The following is an 18,234-nucleotide window of genomic DNA, read 5'->3' on the forward strand; positions in this document are numbered from 1 at the left end:
CTCAGCACTCAGCACTCAGCACTCAGCACTCAGCACTCAAACCCAATCCCTTGGCACCAGGTAACGCTCATACAGTTCCGCCTCGGGCGTCCCCGGCTCGGGATGCCAGTTGTATTCCCAGCGAACCCGTGGCGGCATGGACATGAGGATGGATTCGGTGCGCCCGCCCGACTGCAGGCCGAAGAGGGTGCCGCGGTCGTAGACCAGGTTGAACTCCACGTAGCGTCCGCGCCGGTAGAGCTGGAATTCCCGTTCCCGTTCACCATAGGGATGGTCGCGGCGGACCTCCACGATGGGTACATAGGCGGGCAGATAGTGGTCACCCACCGATCGCATGAAGGCGAAGCTGCGCTCAAAGCCCCATTCATTGAGATCATCGAAGAACAGGCCACCGATGCCGCGGGGTTCATTGCGGTGTTTCAGATGGAAGTATTCATCACACCACTGCTTGTAGCGTGGATAGACCTCCGCCCCATAGCCCTCGCAGGCCGCCCTGGCGTTCGCGTGCCAGTGCCGGCAGTCCTCGTCGAAGCCATAGTAGGGCGTGAGATCGAAGCCGCCGCCGAACCACCACACCGGGTCGGCCCCATCCTTTTCGGCCACGAAGAAGCGCACGTTCATGTGCGAGGTGGGCACATAGGGGTTGCGTGGATGCATGACCAGGGACACCCCCATGGCCTCAAAGCTTCGTCCCGCCAGCTCCGGGCGATGGGCCGATGCCGAGGCGGGCAGGCCGTCACCCATGACGTGGGAGAAACTCACCCCGCCGCGCTCGAACAGGGCCCCTTCGGTCATCACCCGGCTGTCACCACCACCGCCGGCCTCCCGTTGCCAGGTATCACGATGGAAATGCCCACCACCGTCAAGGTGTTCGAGAGTATCGGTAATGTGATCGTGCAGCCCGGTGAGGTAATCCTTCACCGCCTGTTTGTTGACGAGGTCTGACATGAAGCGTGTTGTCCTTGCTGGGAGACTTACTGGCCCCCACCGGGGCGAATGACCCGGTCGGTCAGGAGTTCGCGGATTTCACTCGGGCCCTTCAGACCCGCCACCGGGCAGTCGAAGATGTAGTCGATGCCCGTGGGGAAGAGGCCCGCCACGGTGTCCGCATCCCGGGCCGCGTCTTCACCACTGCGGTTGGCACTGGTGGAGACGATGGGGCCGCGAAACAGCTGGCAGAGATTGCAGGCAATGGGGTGGGCCGGTACCCGAACGGCAATGGTGTCGCGCCCGCCCGTCAGCCACTCGGGCGCATCATCGGCTGCCGGCACGATCCAGGTCAATGGCCCGGGCCAGTGTTTCTCCAGCTTGCGCCGCTGTTCCCGGGTCAGGGGCTGAATCAGGGGTTCCAGCTGCAGCAGGGAAGCGCCGATGACGATCAGACCCTTGGCCGCTTCCCGACCCTTGAGTGCCAGCAGGCGATCCACCGCCGCACCATCCAGGGCGTCGCAACCAAGGCCGAAGACACCCTCCGTGGGATAGGCCACCAGCCCGCCGGCCTTGAGGCATTCCACGGCATCGGCCAGGGAATGACCCTGCTGGGTGGGCTGAGGACGACCGCTCTCCGTCATGGTGTCTCAGGACTCAGGCCGCGGAAGTCTTCTTCTTTTTCTTCGATGCCTTCTTGCCGGCCTTTTTCTTGCTGGCCTTCTTCTTGCCTGTCTTCTTCTTCGCCGTCTTCTTGGTCGCTTTCCTGGCGGCGGCTTTCTTGCCCGCCTTCTTGCGACGGCCAAAGCGGCCCTTGCGTTCCGGGGCGTTGGCAATCATCTCCCGGCACTCGGGCAGCGTCAGGCTCTTGGGGTCGCGGTCCTTGGGCACGCTGACGTTCTTGTTGCCGTCGGTGACATAGGGCCCGAAACGGCCGTTGAGCACGCGAATGCCTTCCTCGGTGAAGTCATGGATCACCCGGTTGGCGTCTTCCTTCTTCTTCGCCTCGATGATCTCCAGCGCCCGCGGCAGCTCGATGGTGTAAACATCATCGTCTTCACCCAGGGAGGCGTACTTGCGGCCGAACTTCACATAGGGGCCGTAGGGGCCGATATTGGCCTGTACGGGTTCCCCATCCGGGGTCTCGCCCAGATCACGGGGCAGGTCAAACAGGGCCAGGGCCTCGTCCAGCTCGATCTCGTCCATCTTCTGACCCGGACGCAGGCCGGCAAACTTCGGCTTCTCCTCGTCGTCCTTGGTGCCGATCTGCACGAAAGGCCCGAAGCGACCGAAGCGCACGGTCACGGGGCGGCCACTCTTGGGATCGGTGCCCAGTTCCCGCGCCTGGACGGCTTCCTCGCGGGTGACGGATTTTTCCTTTTCTTCCACCCGTTCGCGGAAGGGGTCCCAGAATTCCCGCATCAGGGGCACCCAGTCCTTCTCGCCCCGGGAGATCTCGTCCAGTTCGTCTTCCAGCCGCGCGGTGAAGTCGTAGTCCACGTACTGGGTGAAATGCTTGGTCAGGAAGTCGTTCACCACCCGGCCCACGTCGGTGGGGCGGAAACGCTTGCGATCCATCTCCACGTACTCGCGATTCTGCAGGGTGGAAATGATGGAGGCGTAGGTGGACGGCCGACCGATGCCGTACTCTTCCAGGGCCTTCACCAGGCTGGCCTCGGTGAAGCGTGGCGGTGGCTCGGTGAAGTGCTGTTCGGTGATCAGCTGTTCCAGCTTGACGGTTTCGCCTTCTTCCAGCGGCGGCAACAGCTTGTCGGCATCATCATCGCCCTTCTTGTCGTCGAAGGATTCCTGATAGACGGCGATGAAGCCCGGCTTCACCAGTTGCGAGCCGGTGGCGCGGAAGCTATTGCCTTCCCCGCAACCCAGATCCACACCCACGGTATTGAACAGGGCATGCACCATCTGGCACGCCACGGTGCGCTTCCAGATCAGTTCATACAGGCGGTACTGATCACGGTCCAGATGGGCCTTGAGTTCTTCCGGGGCACGAGCCGCGGAGGTGGGGCGGATGGCCTCATGGGCCTCCTGGGCGTTCTTGGACTTGGTGCGGTAGTTGCGAATCTCGTCGGGCACATTCTCCGCGCCGAAGCGCTGGGCAATTACCTCGCGGATCTCGCTCACCGCCTCGTTGGCCAGGGCCACGGAGTCGGTACGCATGTAGGTGATGAGGCCGGTGGCGCCCTCGCCGAAATCAATCCCTTCATACAGCTGCTGGGCCACGCGCATGGTGCGCTGGGCGCCGAAGCCGAGCTTGCGGCTGGCTTCCTGCTGCAGGGTGGAGGTGGTGAAGGGCGGAGCCGGATTGCGCTTGCGCTGTTTCTTCTCGACCTTGTCCACGCTGAGCACGCCGTTGGCGGCGGCCTTGAGGTTGTCTTCCACCGCCTGGGCCTGCTCGCCATTGGTGAAACTGAACTGCTCCACCTTCTCGCCCTGATAGCGGGTCAGCTTGGCCTGGAAGCTCTGGCTCTCCTTGGCGGCCTCGGCGTCGATGCTCCAGTATTCCTGCGGGTTGAAGGCCTCGATTTCCCGCTCGCGCTCGACGATCATGCGCAGGGCCGGTGACTGCACCCGGCCGGCGGACAGGCCGCGCTGGATCTTCTTCCACAGCAGGGGGGAAAGGTTGAAGCCCACCAGGTAATCCAGGGCGCGCCGGGCCTGCTGGGCATTGACCAGCTCACCGGACATGTCGCGCGGATTGTCGATGGCCTTCTGGATGGCCCGCTTGGTGATTTCATGGAACACCACGCGATGCACTTCCTTGCCATCCAGGGCACCGCGTTCCTTCAACAGTTCCAGCAGATGCCAGGCAATGGCTTCCCCTTCACGGTCGGGGTCAGGCGCCAGATAAAGGGCGTTGGCCTTCTTCAGTGCCTTTTCGATGGCATCCACATGCTTCTTGTTGCGCTCGATGACTTCGTAGTTCATGGCGAAGCCCTCGTCGGGCTTCACCGCGCCCTCCTTGGGCACCAGGTCGCGCACATGACCGTAGGAGGCCAGCACCTTGAAGTCCTTGCCCAGATACTTCTCGATGGTGCGGGCCTTGGCCGGCGATTCGACGATGACCAGGTTGCTGCTCATTGCGACTCACTTTTCCGAAGCCGGACGGCTCAATGCAGGCGTCCGGGATGTTCATCGAATACCAGATCTTCCATGCGGGCGTATTCCTCTTCCTGCCCCGGCTGATTGAACAGCAGCATGAGCACGATCCACTTCACCTGGTCCAGGTCAACGCTCGCCGTTTCCAGCGCCATGATGCGGTCGATTACCCGCTCGCGCTGGATCGGATCCAGTATCCCGATCTGTTCAATATAGATGAGAAAACCGCGGCACTCGGTGGAGATGCGGTTTTCCTCTTCCGGGTTGAAGACACGCAGGGAGGCGGCGCCGTCGTCCACCATCTCGCCCGCGCCGTCATCACCGGCCAGGTCTTCCAGCCACTGAAAGGCCTTGTGAATTTCACTGCTGGGGAAGCCGGCCTCTTCCAGTTCACAGAACAGGGTGTCCTGATCGGTCTCGGCCTCTTCCATGTCCTCGCCCATGTAGTTCTCGAACAGGTACATCAGCACATCGAGGACATTCTCTTTGGTACGCATTGTTGCTCCTGCAGAGTCAGTTTCTGCGGATGTAGCGCCCGCCGGGGGCGGACTCCACGCGGCCCTCCAGCTCCAGCATCAGGAGCATGGAGGATACGCTGGCAGCGGTCAAACCGGAGCGCTCGATGATCCGGTCCACCGGCGTGGGTGAAAAATCCACCGCTTCAAGCAGGCTCTCATAAGCCGGGTCCGAGCGGGAGTGCCCGCTCGACTGGCGGGCCGCCGTATCCGGATCGGCGGGTGCCAGATCCAGCTCATCGGCCAGGCTGGCGATGCCCCGCAGTTCTTCCAGGATATCGTCGGTGGATTCCACCAGTTTGGCGCCGGCACGGATCAGGCGGTGACAGCCCCGGGCCAGCGGATTGTGAATGGAGCCGGGCACGGCAAACACCTCGCGCCCCTGCTCCGCCGCCAGACGGGCGGTGATCAGCGAGCCGCTGCGCAGCGCCGCCTCGATCACCAGTGTCCCGAGCGAAAGGCCCGCGATTATACGGTTTCTGCGCGGAAAATGCCCACGCCGGGCCTGGGTGCCGGGCGGATGCTCGCTCACCAGGCAGCCGCTGTCGGCAATGGCGGCCGCCAATTCGGCATTGCGGCGGGGGTAGATCACGTCCGGGCCGGTGCCCATCACGGCGATTGTGGGCCCGCCGGCGTCCAGGGCGCCCTGGTGGGCGGCGGCATCCACGCCCATGGCCAGACCACTGGTAATGACCAGGCCCATCTTTGACAGGGCCTCGGCGAAATCATGGGCGGTTTCCCGTCCACCCCGGGTGGGGTTGCGGCTGCCCACCATGGCCAGGCCCGGGTCCCGCAGATGGGTCGGGTCGCCATGGCAGTAGAGCAGGGGTGGCGGATCGGGGATCTGGCGCAGCAAGGGCGGCCAGCGCGGGTCGGATTCACGCAGGAGATGATGAGCGGGGCCTTCGGCCCAGCGCATTTCCGCCTCCACCGCGGCCCAGTCGGGCGCGTGCAGGTCGGCGCGGGCCTCGGGCGCCACATCCAGGGCCGCCAGTTCACGATCCGGCGCCTGAATGACCGCCTCGGCACTGCCGAAATGATCCAGCAGGCGCTGTCGCAGGCTTCCCCCGATGCCCGCCACGTGGGCCAGGGCCAGCCAGGCGGCCAGTTCCCCGGATGGGTCCTTGCGCTCAGTCAATGGCCCGCTCGCACTCCGTCAGTCTCCCCCGGCTGTGTCAGGGGCGGGGTTCACGCATCTGGGGTGTGCGGATGCGCTGGCGCGGGTTGGTGACGATGTCACCGGCAAACATCTCCCGGCGCGCCTCCATCACCAGGCCGTAGCTCAGCTCTTCGTGCACCTGGTAGATCAGGATCAGGCCGGCACGCTCGTCCGGCAGTCGCACCCGCTGACCGAACAGTCCCCGCTCGCTGTCACGCACCACTTCGCCCCGGCGATAGACGTCAAGCACATGACCGTGCTCGATGCCGTCCTTCGCGCCCAGGTTGACCACGATGGTCTGGTACTGCCCGATCAGGTCGCCGCCACCGACCATGTCGATCACGCGCCCATCCAGTTCCTGCTGCGGGGCACGCGGGAAGAACTCCCGCTGCAGGCGGCGTTCCTCCACCGGGAACAGGCGGTCGCCCTCGCGGGCCTCCTGCACGGCCCGGGTCACGAACAGGGTCGCCGGGTCATCACCGCGCACGTAGGTAGCGTCGCCGATGTAGATGGCTTCCCGGCCCAGCAGGCGGCCGCTGTCCGGATCCCGGTAGGCATCGCCCCGGCGCAGGATGGTGTAGCGGCGGGCATCGCTGTCGTTGAAGTTGCGCACGAAGATCTCATCGCCGGCGCTGGTCATCAGGCGCCCGTCGGCAGAGCGCAGGATGTAGGGGGCGTTGCGATAGGCGTCATCGGTCAGAATCAGGGGGCGCCGCAGCAGTGCGCCCATGGCATCCGCCGGTAGATACGGTACCGCCCGCGGCAGCGATTCGTAGCGAATGCGCGGACTCAGGCGTTCGATGGGCAGGGTGGTCTGGTAGATTTCGTCGTCCCGCTCGATCTGAATATGCGGCCGGCCATCCACCCAGAACAGGGTAATCACATCACCCGGATAGATAAGGTGTGGATTGCGGATCTGGGGGTTGATGTGCCAGATCTCCGGCCACAGCCAGGGGTCGCGCAGGAACATGGTGGAAATGTCCCAGAGGGTATCGCCGCGCTGCACCACATAACGGCGCGGGGCGCGTTCGGCCGGTTCCACCGGGGCCGGTTCCTCCACGAAGGGCTCGGGTGCTTCCTCCACCACCTCGGGTTCCGGCTCGGGGGCCGGTTCCGGGGTGCCGCCGCAGGCGGCCAGGAAGAGGGCGGCGAACAGACTCGGCCACAGCGGCGAGAGGCGGGTGACGCCCGCGCAGGCTGCATCCTGGCGACAGCCCGTGGATGGGCCCTGGTTGACTGCCTTGGGCATGATGGCTGGCTCCCCTCTGGCGACGTCGGCCCCGGCGCTGCGGCGCGGGCCGATTCCTTGCGGAACCCGGCAGGTGGTGGCGGGTCTTAAGCCCTGAAAGACCTGCAGGGTCGGACTTGTTTCTAGTACAATAGCAACTTTAGCAGCAATCTCTCTGGAATTGCACGAATTCTTGTGCCACGGGCACGGGGAGCAGACATGGCCAAACTCAACATTCTCAGTTATCCGGATCCGCGCCTGCGCAAGAAGGGCCAGCGGGTGGAGCAGTTCGATGCCGAGCTGCATCAGCTGATCGATGACATGTTCGAGACCATGTACGAGGCTCCCGGCATCGGTCTGGCGGCCGCCCAGGTCAATGTGCAGAAGCGCATGATGGTGATCGATGTCAGCGAGGATCGCTCCGATCCCCGCGTCTTCATCAACCCCGAGATCCTGGAAAAGCGGGGCGAAGAGGTGATGGAAGAGGGCTGCCTCTCCGTCCCCGGCATCTTCGCCGAGGTCAAGCGCGCCGACTGGATCCGCGTCCGTGCCCAGGATCGTGATGGCAAGGAATTCGAGCTGGAGACCGACGGCCTGCTGGCGGTCTGCATCCAGCATGAAATCGATCATCTCGACGGCAAGCTGTTCGTGGACTACCTCTCTGATCTCAAGCGCAAGATGGTGCGCAAGCGTCTGGAGAAGGCCCGCCGCGCCGCCCGTTCCGGTCGCGAGGAGACCGACACCGCCGCCCAGCCGGTGCTTTGACGCCCGGTGGCCGGCAGTGAGCAAAGGCCCGGCGGCCTGAGAATCGTCTACGCCGGCACCCCCGGTTTTGCCGTTCCCGCCCTGGAAGCCCTGGCCGACAGTGGCCACCAGGTGGTGGCGGTGTTCACCCAGCCTGATCGCCCGGCCGGACGCGGCCGCAAGCCCCAGCCCTCACCGGTCAAGCAGTTCGCCCTGGAACGCGGTATCCCCGTTCATCAGCCCGAGCGCCTGGACGAGGCCGCTCGGGAGACCCTCGCCGGCCTGACGCCCGATCTCATGGTGGTGACCGCCTACGGCCTGATCCTGCCGCAGGCGGTGCTGGATCTGCCGCGCCTGGGCTGCATCAACATCCATGCCTCCCTTTTGCCGCGCTGGCGGGGCGCCGCGCCCATCCAGCGGGCCATCGAGGCAGGCGATGCCGAAACCGGCGTGGCCATCATGCGTATGGAGGCGGGCCTGGATACCGGCCCGGTGTTGCTCGAACGCCGGATCGAGATTGGCGAGCGGGAGACCGCCGGTGAGCTGCACGACCGCCTCGCCGCCCTGGGCGGCAACGCCATCCTGGATGCCGTGGACGGCCTGGCCACCGGGCGGGTGAAAGCCCGGGCCCAGCCCGAATCCGGTGTCACCTACGCCCGCAAGCTGCACAAGTCCGAAGCCGATATCGACTGGCAGCAGTCTGCGTTGACCATCGACCGCCGTGTGCGCGCCTTCAGCCCCTGGCCGGTTGCCCAGACCCGCTGGCAGGACAAGCAGCTGCGGGTGCACGCCGCCCGGCCGGTGATGGAGGCTTCCGGTACCGCCGGAGAAGTCCTGAAGGTGGATCGCGACGGTGTGCTGGTGGCCTGCGGCGAAGGCGCCCTTCGCCTGGAGCGGGTTCAGCTGCCGGGCAAGCGGCCCATCAGCGGCAGCGATTTCGCCAATGCCGGCGTGCAGCCGGGGCAGCGACTGGGCAACGCCGCGTGAAGGGCCTGTCCACCCGCGCCCGGGCCGCCGCCCTCATCGATGACGTGGTCAGCGGCCGTGGCAGCCTGTCCGATCGCCTGCCGGCCGCCCGCGAGGGGCTCTCCGCCCGTGACGGCGCCCTCCTGCAGGCTCTGGTCTATGGCACCCTGCGTTATCTGCCTCGCCTGCAGTTCTGGCAGGGTCGCCTGCTGGATCGTCCGGTCAAGGCCCGGGATTCCATCGTCGGCGCCGCCATTCTGCTGGGTCTCTACCAGCTGGCCTATTCCCGGGTGCCCACCCACGCAGCCGTCTCCGAATCGGTGGAAGCCGTGCGCGCCCACCGTCGTCCGCGCGCGGCCGGTCTGGTCAATGCCGTGCTGCGCCGCTTCGACCGGGAGCGTGACAGTCACCTGGCCGCGGCAGACGCGCATCCCCCGGCCCGCTGGCTGCACCCGGAATGGCTGATGCGCCGCTTCCGGGAGGACTGGCCGGATCACTGGCAGGCCATTGTCGAAGCCGGCAATGCCGAGCCCCCCCTGTGTCTGCGGGTCAATCGCCGCCGCCTGGATCGGGATGCCCTGCTGGGCCGTTTCGAGGCCGCCGGCATCGAGGCTCGCCCCGGCGATCACGCCCCGGACTCGGTCTACCTGCCCCAGGCCCAGGCGGTGGATACCCTGCCCGGCTTTGCCGACGGCGATTTCTCGGTCCAGGACGAATCCGCCCAGCTGGTGGTTTCCCTGATGGGCTTGAGCCGCGGCCAACGCGTGCTGGACGCCTGCGCGGCACCCGGTGGCAAGGCTGCCCACATGCTGGAAGCCTGCGAGGGCATTGAACTGCTGGCCCTGGACCAGGACGCCGGACGGCTGCAGCGGGTCCACGAAAACCTGGCGCGCCTGGGCCTCGAGGCCGAATGCCGTGCCGGGGATGCCGCCGCGCCCGCGGACTGGTGGGATCGGCGTCCCTTCGACCGCATTCTGCTGGACGTGCCCTGTTCCGGCACTGGCGTCATTCGCCGCCATCCGGACATCAAGGCCCTGCGTCGGGCCGCCGACATTCCCGCGCTGGCGGCCCGCCAGGCAGCCATCCTGGCATCCGCCTGGTCAATGCTGGCGCCGGGCGGCCGCCTGGTCTACTGCACCTGCTCCGTCCTGCGGGCCGAGAACGAAGCCGTGCTCGCCGCCTTCCTCCAGCGTCATCCCGAGGCCCGTGCGCGCCGACCGGAGCTGCCCGAAGGCCTGCCGGCCGGGGCCGGGCTCCAGCGCCTGTCCCGCCACCAGGGCGGTGACGGCTTCTTCTATGCCCTGATTCACCGCGCCGAGGCGTGAGCCTGCCTGACATTTTCCGGTTCCGGTGGGGAACCTCCGGCCCCGTTCGGGGTTCTCATGTTCCAGGTTGTGTGAATTGCGCAACATAATGGCTTGGAAGGCTAAATTTTCCTTGTCAGAGGCGCTCGTTTCGGCCAACCTTCCTGTATCATTGCCGCAACGGCGGAACATCGCGGGGCGCCTCCATGGGCAAGTCAACGACAAGCTGTTGGCCCGGAAGGGCCGGGCAATGGCTGCTCGGCCTTGTCGCCCTGTTCTGGATGGCCGGCCTGTCTGCCGGCTCCATCACCCTCATCACCGGTTTCACCGAGGAAGTGGATGGCATCCACTACCTCAATGCCGATATCGACTACCGTCTCAACGAAGCCGCCCTGAGCGCCCTGGAAAGCGGCCTGCCCCTGCGCCTGTCCATCGAGGTTGAGGTGCGGCGCCCGCGCTGGTATTGGGCCAATGCGGTCGAAACCCGCTTTGAAAGGCATCACATCATCCAGTTTCAGCCCCTGACCCGCCTGTATGTCATCGAGAACGAGCAGACCGGCCGACGCAAGAGCTTCCAGAGTTATGGTGCAGCCATTGCGGAACTGGGCCGCATCGAGGATCTGCCCGTGATCGAGGAATCCGCCCTCGACCCGGATACGCGTTATGATCTGCGCATGCGCGTGAGCATGGAGGTTCGCGAGCGGCCGGACGGGCTGGGTATCATCGCCCGCCTGTGGACCAATTCCAGCATTTCCAGCGGGTGGTACCAGTGGACCCTTCGCTCCTGAGAAAACTCGGCCTGACCCTGCTCGCGGCCTTCGGCCTGTTGCTCATGCTGGCCTCGCTGTGGATGCTGTCCGAGACCACCCTGCAGGCCACCGATTTCGATCGTCTCCACGACTGGCTGCTGGGCTTCAACATTCTGGGTGTGGCCCTGCTCATTGTGTTGCTGGGCTTCAACCTCACCCACCTGGTCATCCAGTATCGCGCCCGCCGGCCCGGCTCCCGGCTTACCGCCCGCCTGGTGGCCGTGTTCGCCGTGCTGGCCGTGGTGCCAGTGGTGCTGGTGTTCTATTTCTCCCTGCAGTTCATCACCCGCGGCATTGATTCCTGGTTCGACGTGCGCATCGAATCCGCCCTGGAAGATTCCCTGGCCCTCAGCCGCGCCGCCCTCGAGCAGCGCATGCGCGAGCAGGAGACCCGGACCGAACAGGCAGCGCGGGAGCTGGCGGGCCTGCGCGCGGATCTCATGCCCGCTCGCCTTGAGGATCTGCGTCGCAACATGGAAGCCAGTGAACTCAGCGTCTTCGCCAGCGATGGCCAGATCATCGCCACCAGTGTGGAGTTCGGGCGCGGCCTGTTGCCGTCCTCGCCCTCACGGGATCTCATCAGTCAGGCGCGCCGGAGCGGCTCCCATGTGGGCCTGGATTCGCCGGACAGCGAGGGAGACGTGATTCATGTGCGCGCCCTGGTGGTGCTGCCCGAACCCGAGCGACTGGCCGCACCGCGCATGGTGCAGGCCCGCTTCCCGGTGCCGGCCCGACAGAGCCAGCTGGCCGAACAGGTTCAGGCGGCCTGGCAGGATTACCGCGAACTGGTCTTCTATCGCACCCCCATCCGCATCAGCATCGTGCTGACCCTGTCGCTGGTGCTGCTGCTGAGTCTGTTGCTGGCCATCGTCGGTGCCTTTCATTTCGCTCGCCGCCTGGTGGCACCCATTCAGGATCTGGCTGCCGGTACCCGCGCCGTGGCCCGCGGCGAGCTGGATACCCGTCTGCCCCTGCGTGCCCATGACGAAGTCGGTTTCCTGGCCCTGTCCTTCAATGAAATGACACGGCGCCTGGAAGAGGCCAGGGAGCAGGCGGCCCGCAGCCGTCGTGCCGTGGAGGAAGAGCGGGCCTATCTGGAAGCCGTGCTGGCCCGCCTGACTTCCGGTGTGATCGCCCTGGACGCCGGCCTGCGCCTGCGCGCCTCCAACGCCGCGGCCGAACAGATCCTCGAGGTCAGTCTGGCGGAGCAGGAGGGGCGCCCCCTGCTGGAGATGGCCGAGGATTCGCCGCGCCTGAAGATTCTGGCCGAACGGGTGGCCGCGCATATCCTGGACGGTGATTCGGAATGGCATGAAGAGGTGGCCCTGCCGGGCCGAACCCTGCGCCGCCTTCTCATCTGCCGCTGTCAGGCCCTGCCGTTCCCGGGCGAGGACGAACCCGGCCATGTAATCGTCTTCGATGACATCACCATGCTGGTGCAGGCCCAGCGGGATTCCGCCTGGGGCGAAGTGGCTCGCCGTCTGGCCCACGAGATCCGCAATCCGCTCACGCCCATCCAGCTGGCCGCCGAGCGCATTCGTCACAAGTACCTGCAAAAGGTGGAGGACGCCAAGACACTGGATCGGGCCACCCATACCATCATTCAACAGGTGGAAGCCCTCAAGGCCATGGTCAAGGCCTTCAGTGACTATGCCCGCAGCCCGGAGCTGGAGTTCGCGCCGCTCGACATCAACGAACTCATCGGCGAAGTGGCCGACCTCTACCGCGGCATGCCGGGCAGCCCGCACATCCGCCTGGAACTGGACATGGAAATGCCCCGGGTGCGCGCCGACGCCGGCCGCATTCGCCAGGCCCTGCACAATCTCATTCGCAACGCCCAGGAAGCCAGCGACCGGGAAGGGGGCGCCAACATCGGCATCATCAGCCGCATGGCCGAGTCCGGAGGTGTCGATATGGCCGAGATTGTGGTAGAAGATGATGGCCCCGGTTTCGGCAATGACCTGGGCAACACCGTGTTCGAGCCTTACGTCACCACCAAGCCCAAGGGCACCGGCCTGGGCCTGGCCATCGTCAAGAAGCTGATCGAAGAACATGGCGGCAGCATTGATGCCGGCAACCGCGAAAGCGGGGGTGCCCGTATCGTCATGCACATTCCCATCAATGCGACACCGGAACTGACCGCCCACTAGCAATTGCAGGAGCAGGCATGAGTGCAGCCCACATTCTCGTCGTGGATGACGAATCGGACATCCGCGAGATGGTTCGGGACATCCTGGAAGACGAGGGCTATGAAGTGACCGCCGCGGCCAACGCGGAAGAAGCCCGCCGCTCCCGGGAACAGAACGAACTGGATCTGATCCTGCTCGACATCTGGATGCCGGATGTGGATGGCATCACCCTGCTGAGGGACTGGGCGCGAGGTGGCGATCTGGACTGCCCCGTGGTGATCATGTCCGGCCATGGCACCGTGGACACGGCGGTGGAGGCTACCCGCCTGGGCGCCCATGAGTTCCTGGAAAAGCCCCTGTCCATGGCCAAGCTGCTGCAGATCGTCGGCGAAGCCCTGGAAGCCGGGCGCGAGGAACGGGAACGGCGCAAGGCGCGTTCCATTCTGTCCCCGCTGGTGGAGCCGGTGGGCCGTTCCGAAGTGATGCGGGAGACCCGCCGTCGAATCGATCGGGTAGCCACCGAGGGTTCCCCCGTGCTGCTGCTGGGCGAGGCCGGCACCGGCCGCGAGACCCTCGCCCGTTATCTGCATTCAAAAAGCCCGCGATCGGATGGCCGTTTCATCAATCTGGTCCTCGGCAGTCTGCGTCCGGACGACGCCGAGGTCGTTCTGTTCGGCCGCCAGGACGGTGACAACCTGGAAGCCGGTGCCCTGGAAAAGGCCCGGGGCGGCACCCTGTTCCTGAACGAACTGGGCGACATGGATCCCGAGGTTCAGCGCCTGCTCATGTCCGCGCTGGAGGCCGGCGGCTACAGCCCCGTGGGCAGCACCCGCCGCGAGGCCCTGGACGTACGCCTGGTCGCCTCCGCCCAGCCCGACATCGCCCGCCTCGTGGAGCGCGGCCGTTTCCGCCAGGACCTGCTCAATCACCTGGACGTGCTGCCCATCCACGTCCCGCCCCTGCGCGATTACCGCGAAGACGTGCCGGATCTGATCCGCTATTACGTGGACGTGCTGGTGGATCAGGAAGGCCTGCCCTTCAAGCGCTTCTCCGTGGCCGCCCAGAACCGTCTGCGCAACTACCCCTGGCCCGGCAACATCCGCGAAGTGAAGAACATGGTGCACCGCTTCCTTGCCATGTCCGACGGGGAAGAGGTGGGCCTGGAAGAAGTGGAACGGGAACTCCGACGAGAGACGGAACGGGAAGTGGAACCACTGGTCAAGCAGGATCTGCTGGGCCTGAGCCTGCGTGAAGCCCGTGAACGCTTTGAACGCGCCTACCTGGAACAGCAACTGGAACTCTGCGGCGGCCGCGTCGGCAAACTGGCCGAACGCGTCGGCCTGGAACGCACCCACCTCTACCGTAAGCTGAAAGCCCTCGGTATCGAAATTCAGAAGAATTGATTGGCCGGGCCGGGTGAGATGCCGTGCCTGTGGGAGAGGCTTTAGCCTCGATATGCACTTGCCGGAGCCGTTAGCGGGCGGGGTGGCACCGCACGTCCACCGGCTCCGAACGTGAGGTGTGAGGCGTAAGGCGTGAGGTGAAAACCCGAAGCCTTCGGCTTCCGCGCTCCGCGCGAACCAGGCTGGCCAAAAGGCCAGCCGCCGGGCGCCAACGGCGCCCCGCTTTTCACCTCACGCCTCACCCCTCACACCTCACTGTCGAGGCCGCAACACCAGCCGCGCCCCGGCACCTTCTAACGCCCCCACTCAGCACTCAGCACTCAGCACTCAGCACTCAGCACTCAGCACTCAGCACTCAGCACTCAGCACTCAAAGCAGATGCTTGAGCGTGGTGCGAACGAGATAATTCCCGAAATACCAGCAACGGGGAATAAGAGAGAGACGCTCATGATCGCGGTAGAGGCGCCAGGTCCAGAGGATGGAACGGAGTTTGTTGTCGGAGAGTGAGCCCGCGCGTTTGCGGATGACGGTGAGGGGCTCTTCCAGGCAGTGGGCGGTGTCCAGGTGGCGCAGCAGGCGCAGCCAGAAGCCCAGGTCCTGGCGCTGTTGGATCAGGGGCAGGCGCAGTTTGTCCAGTTCGGTTTCGGGGGCCTCGCGGTCGTACATGGCCGTGGAGGTGGCGATGATGTTGGCCTTGAGCAGGCTGCGGTAGCTGGCTCGCGGGCGCGGCCGGATCATGCGCTGACTGCCGTCGGCTTCACGCCGGATGTAATAGGCGGTGTAGCTGAAGGCGGCTTCGGTATCGCGCATGAAGGCGACCTGGCGCTCAAGCTTGTCCGGCAGCCAGAGATCGTCGCTGTCGAGAAAGGCGATGTAGCGGCCCCGGGCGTTTTCCAGCGCCCGGTTGCGAGCCAGCGCCGGCCTCACGGGGCTGTCCAGGTGAATGGGGCGAATCCGCCCGTCTTCCCCGGCAGCCCGATCAATCACCGCCGCCGTGTCATCCACCGAGCCATCATTGACGATCAGATGCTCCCACTCCTGAAACGACTGCGCCCGCACCGACGCAATGGCCTCCGCCAGCCACGGGGCCGTATCACGCGCGGGGGTAACAATCGAAACCGTCGGACGCATTTGAAAACCCTAAAAACATTTGGCCGCGAAATGCACGCTAAATGGACGCTATATGTGGGGCCGTGCCGGCGGTCAGGATGGACTACAGGCCTCTGACTACTCGTCGCCACTCAAGCCTCGGCGTACTGAAATTCAAGAGCAAAGCAATCTTCAAGCGGCTTGCCGCGAGATAATTCAGACATTGAGCAATATGTTCTTCACGCAGCGCCTGGACGCATTTGAGCTCAACGATGAGGCGATCTTCGATCAGAAGGTCGGCGGTATAGTGTCCAACCGGCTCCCCTTTGTAGACCACCTCAAGCGCTGCCTGCGGCTTGACCTCCAGGCCGCGTGCGGTCAGCTCGCTGACGAGCGCACGCTCATAGACCTTTTCAAGAAACCCGGCCCCTAGCGTGTTGAGCACCTCCATGGCCGCCCCCACAGCCAGCCGGGCGAGCCGGTCCAGCTCCGGCTTTTCCGCGCATTCCATGCGTCCCCCCGAGCCCTTTTCCCCTCAATATTTTTTTGAATTTATTTCGCGTTCATTTTGCGTGCATTTCGCGGCGCTTTTCCGGTTTTAAAACGGGATGTCGTCGTCGAAGTCGGGGTCGCCGAGGTTGCTGCTTTGTTCGGCGGGTTGCTGGCCGCGGTTCTGGGCGGGGGGGCGTTGGTTGAATTCACCGCCGCCGCTGCGTCCATCGAGCATCTGCATTTCGTTGGCGACGATTTCGGTGGTGTAGCGATCCTGGCCGTCCTGGCCCTGCCATTTGCGGGTCTGGATGCGGCCTTCGACGTAGACCTTGGAGCCCTTGCGCAGGTATTCACCGGCGATTTCGGCCAGCTTGCCGAAGAAGACCACCCGGTGCCATTCGGTGCGTTCCTGCTGTTCACCGGTGTTCTTGTCGCGCCACTGCTCGGAGGTGGCGATGCGAATGTTGGTGACGGCAGCCCCGGAGGGGGTGTACTTGGTTTCCGGGTCGACGCCCAGGTTGCCGATCAGGATGGCTTTGTTGACGCCTCTGGCCATGGTGTTCCCTCATTCCTGCTGATTGAGCCTGCGACCGGGAGGTCGCGCTGAAGATGCTGGGATTCTACGGTATTCAACGGGGTGAATCACGCAGGGGACAGGCGGAGCCGTCATTTTCCGACGGGGATTGTCGGGGAAGGCTTAAATGCGCCGTGAATTGGACACTGAACCCGCGCCTACAGGGGGCTCGATATGGGGGCGTGCCAGGGGAGGGATTGTGATCGCGGATAAATCCGCTCCTACGCGGGCAGGGATTGCCGTGTGTTTTTGCTCCTTGCTCCTTGCTTCTTGCTCCTGCCGGCGAAGCCGGCTTCGCCGGCCATATCTTGGTAAACTCCGCCCCCGTGAATACGCCGAACCAACAATCCGATCGTCCCAACTGGCCTGCCGTGGGGGCCCTGTCCGGGGTGTTTGCCCTGCGCATGCTGGGCATTTTCATGGTCTTCCCGGTGCTGGCGGTGTGGGCGGCGGATCTGCCCGACGCCACGCCGGCGCTGATCGGCCTGGCCCTGGGTGTCTATGGCATCACCCAGGCCGTGTTCCAGATTCCCATGGGGGCGCTGTCGGATCGCTTCGGGCGCCGCCGCATCATCGTGCTGGGTCTGGTCATCTTTGCCGCGGGTGGTCTGGTGGCCTCCCAGGCGGAAACCATCTGGGGCGTGATCCTGGGTCGCGGCCTGCAGGGTGCCGGGGCCATTGCCGCGGCCATCACCGCCCTGGTCGCCGATATCACCCCGGCTCGATTCCGCACCCGTGCCATGGCCATGATCGGGGCCAGTATTGGCGGGGCCTTCGGGCTTTCCATGGTGCTGGGCCCGGTTCTGGAAGGGATCATGGGGGTGCCGGGGATCTTCCTGCTCACCGCCATTCTCGGGCTGGCGGCCGCCGGCTGGCTGTTGCTCACTGTTCCCCGCGTGCCGGTGAACGGGGGCGGCGGTGGCCTGGGCCTGGAGCTCTTTCGCCTGCCGGGCTTCACCGGCCTGACGGTGGGCATCTTCGTTCTGCACCTGGTGCTGACGGCGAGTTTCGTGATTCTGCCCGCCCTGCTGCGCGACACCACCGGCCTGGCCCTGGCCGCCCACTGGCAGATCTATCTGCCGGTGCTGCTGGGGGCCGTCGCCGGCATGGTGCCCATGGTGCTCAAGGCCGAACGCGGCAGCCGCGCCCATGGCATGGTGCTCCTGGCCCTGGCCCAGGTGGCGCTCGGCCAGGGTCTGATGGCCTCCTCGGGTGGCAATGCCTGGCTGCTGATCGCCGGCCTCTGGATCTTCTTCATCGGTTTCACCTTCATGGAAGCCCACCTCCCGGCCCGGGTCAGTCAGGTGGTGCCGGATGATCGTCGTGGCGCGGCCTTGGGGCTCTACTCCAGCGCCCAGTTCCTGGGTGCCTTCGTCGGCGGCGCCGGCGGCGGCCTGCTGCTCGGTTTTACCGGCGTGCCGGTGACCCTGGGCGCCGCCGCCGCGCTGGTGGCCTTGTGGTTGCTGTTGATGGCCACGGCGTGTCGGCCGCGGGAAAGTTTTGAGTGCTGAGTGCTGAGTGGGGGCGTTAGAGGGTGTCGGGGTGGCTTGGGGTGTTGCGGCTTCGAACGTGAGGCGTAAGGCGTAAGGTGTGAGGCGGCAACCCGGGCGCCTACGGCGCCCAACAGCCGGCCGCAGGCCGGCCTGATACGCGCAAAGCGCGGAAGCCGAAGGCTTCGGCCTTTCCCCTCACGCCTTACGCCTCACCAGCCAGTCGAAGCCCCACACCCCCAGGAACCCCACCCCCTCCGACCAGCACCCACTCAGCACTCAGCACTC

At 65.3% G+C, this 18,234-nt stretch carries 15 protein-coding genes and 1 pseudogene; 7 read left to right on the forward strand and 9 right to left on the reverse strand.

Going from position 1 to position 18,234, the window contains the following annotated elements; all coding sequences use genetic code 11:
• Positions 1–36 precede the first annotated feature (36 nt).
• From hemF to RBH19_RS13545, 6 genes and pseudogenes are all read right to left on the reverse strand, one after another.
• Positions 37–948: an oxygen-dependent coproporphyrinogen oxidase gene (hemF, locus tag RBH19_RS13520; protein ID WP_306729389.1), complete on the reverse strand. Its 912-nt coding sequence runs from the start codon at positions 946–948 to the stop codon at positions 37–39.
• A gap of 26 nt (positions 949–974) precedes the next feature.
• Positions 975–1,571 carry an L-threonylcarbamoyladenylate synthase type 1 TsaC gene (gene tsaC, locus RBH19_RS13525; RefSeq protein WP_306729390.1) on the reverse strand — a complete coding sequence of 199 codons (597 nt, stop codon included), beginning with the start codon at positions 1,569–1,571 and terminating at the stop codon, positions 975–977.
• A gap of 64 nt (positions 1,572–1,635) precedes the next feature.
• Positions 1,636–4,026, reverse strand: a pseudogene (locus RBH19_RS13530) (DNA topoisomerase I); the annotation flags it as partial.
• A 29-nt stretch (positions 4,027–4,055) separates the two neighbouring features.
• Positions 4,056–4,541, reverse strand: a complete 486-nt coding sequence (locus RBH19_RS13535; RefSeq protein ID WP_306729391.1) for a Smg family protein — start codon at positions 4,539–4,541, stop codon at positions 4,056–4,058.
• A gap of 16 nt (positions 4,542–4,557) precedes the next feature.
• Positions 4,558–5,697: a DNA-processing protein DprA gene (dprA, locus tag RBH19_RS13540; RefSeq protein ID WP_306729392.1), complete on the reverse strand. Its 1,140-nt coding sequence runs from the start codon at positions 5,695–5,697 to the stop codon at positions 4,558–4,560.
• Positions 5,698–5,734: 37 nt separating this feature from the next.
• Positions 5,735–6,967, reverse strand: a complete 1,233-nt coding sequence (locus RBH19_RS13545) for a LysM peptidoglycan-binding domain-containing protein (protein ID WP_306729393.1) — start codon at positions 6,965–6,967, stop codon at positions 5,735–5,737.
• A 198-nt stretch (positions 6,968–7,165) separates the two neighbouring features.
• On the opposite strand from RBH19_RS13545, the gene def reads away from it, so the two are divergent.
• The 6 genes from def (at position 7,166) to RBH19_RS13575 (ending at position 14,301) form a co-directional block, all read left to right on the forward strand.
• Positions 7,166–7,711, forward strand: coding sequence for a peptide deformylase (gene def, locus RBH19_RS13550; protein WP_306729394.1), 546 nt, complete (start codon positions 7,166–7,168; stop codon positions 7,709–7,711).
• A 6-nt stretch (positions 7,712–7,717) separates the two neighbouring features.
• The gene (fmt, locus tag RBH19_RS13555; RefSeq protein ID WP_306729395.1) at positions 7,718–8,677 is read left to right on the forward strand and encodes a methionyl-tRNA formyltransferase; all 960 of its coding nucleotides are present in this window, start codon (positions 7,718–7,720) and stop codon (positions 8,675–8,677) included.
• A complete protein-coding gene (gene rsmB / locus RBH19_RS13560; protein WP_306729396.1) occupies positions 8,674–9,981 on the forward strand; it encodes a 16S rRNA (cytosine(967)-C(5))-methyltransferase RsmB in 1,308 nt (435 codons plus the stop codon). The genes fmt and rsmB overlap by 4 nt, the downstream gene beginning before the upstream one ends.
• A gap of 185 nt (positions 9,982–10,166) precedes the next feature.
• A complete protein-coding gene (locus RBH19_RS13565) occupies positions 10,167–10,748 on the forward strand; it encodes a DUF4390 domain-containing protein (protein WP_306729397.1) in 582 nt (193 codons plus the stop codon).
• The gene (locus tag RBH19_RS13570) at positions 10,730–12,919 is read left to right on the forward strand and encodes a sensor histidine kinase (protein WP_306729398.1); all 2,190 of its coding nucleotides are present in this window, start codon (positions 10,730–10,732) and stop codon (positions 12,917–12,919) included. Before RBH19_RS13565 ends, RBH19_RS13570 begins: the two co-directional genes overlap by 19 nt.
• A gap of 17 nt (positions 12,920–12,936) precedes the next feature.
• On the forward strand, positions 12,937–14,301 hold the full coding sequence (locus tag RBH19_RS13575; RefSeq protein ID WP_306729399.1) for a sigma-54-dependent transcriptional regulator: 1,365 nt from the start codon (positions 12,937–12,939) through the stop codon (positions 14,299–14,301).
• Between the two features lie 369 nt (positions 14,302–14,670).
• Here the strand turns inward: RBH19_RS13575 and RBH19_RS13580 are convergent, their stop codons facing one another.
• The 3 genes from RBH19_RS13580 to ssb form a co-directional block, all read right to left on the reverse strand.
• Positions 14,671–15,432, reverse strand: coding sequence for a glycosyltransferase family 2 protein (locus tag RBH19_RS13580; protein WP_306729400.1), 762 nt, complete (start codon positions 15,430–15,432; stop codon positions 14,671–14,673).
• A gap of 82 nt (positions 15,433–15,514) precedes the next feature.
• Positions 15,515–15,901 carry a GxxExxY protein gene (locus tag RBH19_RS13585; protein ID WP_306729401.1) on the reverse strand — a complete coding sequence of 129 codons (387 nt, stop codon included), beginning with the start codon at positions 15,899–15,901 and terminating at the stop codon, positions 15,515–15,517.
• An 87-nt stretch (positions 15,902–15,988) separates the two neighbouring features.
• Positions 15,989–16,438, reverse strand: a complete 450-nt coding sequence (gene ssb, locus RBH19_RS13590) for a single-stranded DNA-binding protein (protein ID WP_306729402.1) — start codon at positions 16,436–16,438, stop codon at positions 15,989–15,991.
• A 344-nt stretch (positions 16,439–16,782) separates the two neighbouring features.
• Between ssb and RBH19_RS13595 the strand changes: the two genes are divergently transcribed.
• Positions 16,783–17,967: an MFS transporter gene (locus RBH19_RS13595; protein ID WP_306729403.1), complete on the forward strand. Its 1,185-nt coding sequence runs from the start codon at positions 16,783–16,785 to the stop codon at positions 17,965–17,967.
• Positions 17,968–18,234: the final 267 nt, after the last annotated feature.

The sequence above is a fragment of the Natronospira bacteriovora genome (assembly GCF_030848495.1).
Lineage (GTDB): Bacteria > Pseudomonadota > Gammaproteobacteria > Natronospirales > Natronospiraceae > Natronospira > Natronospira bacteriovora.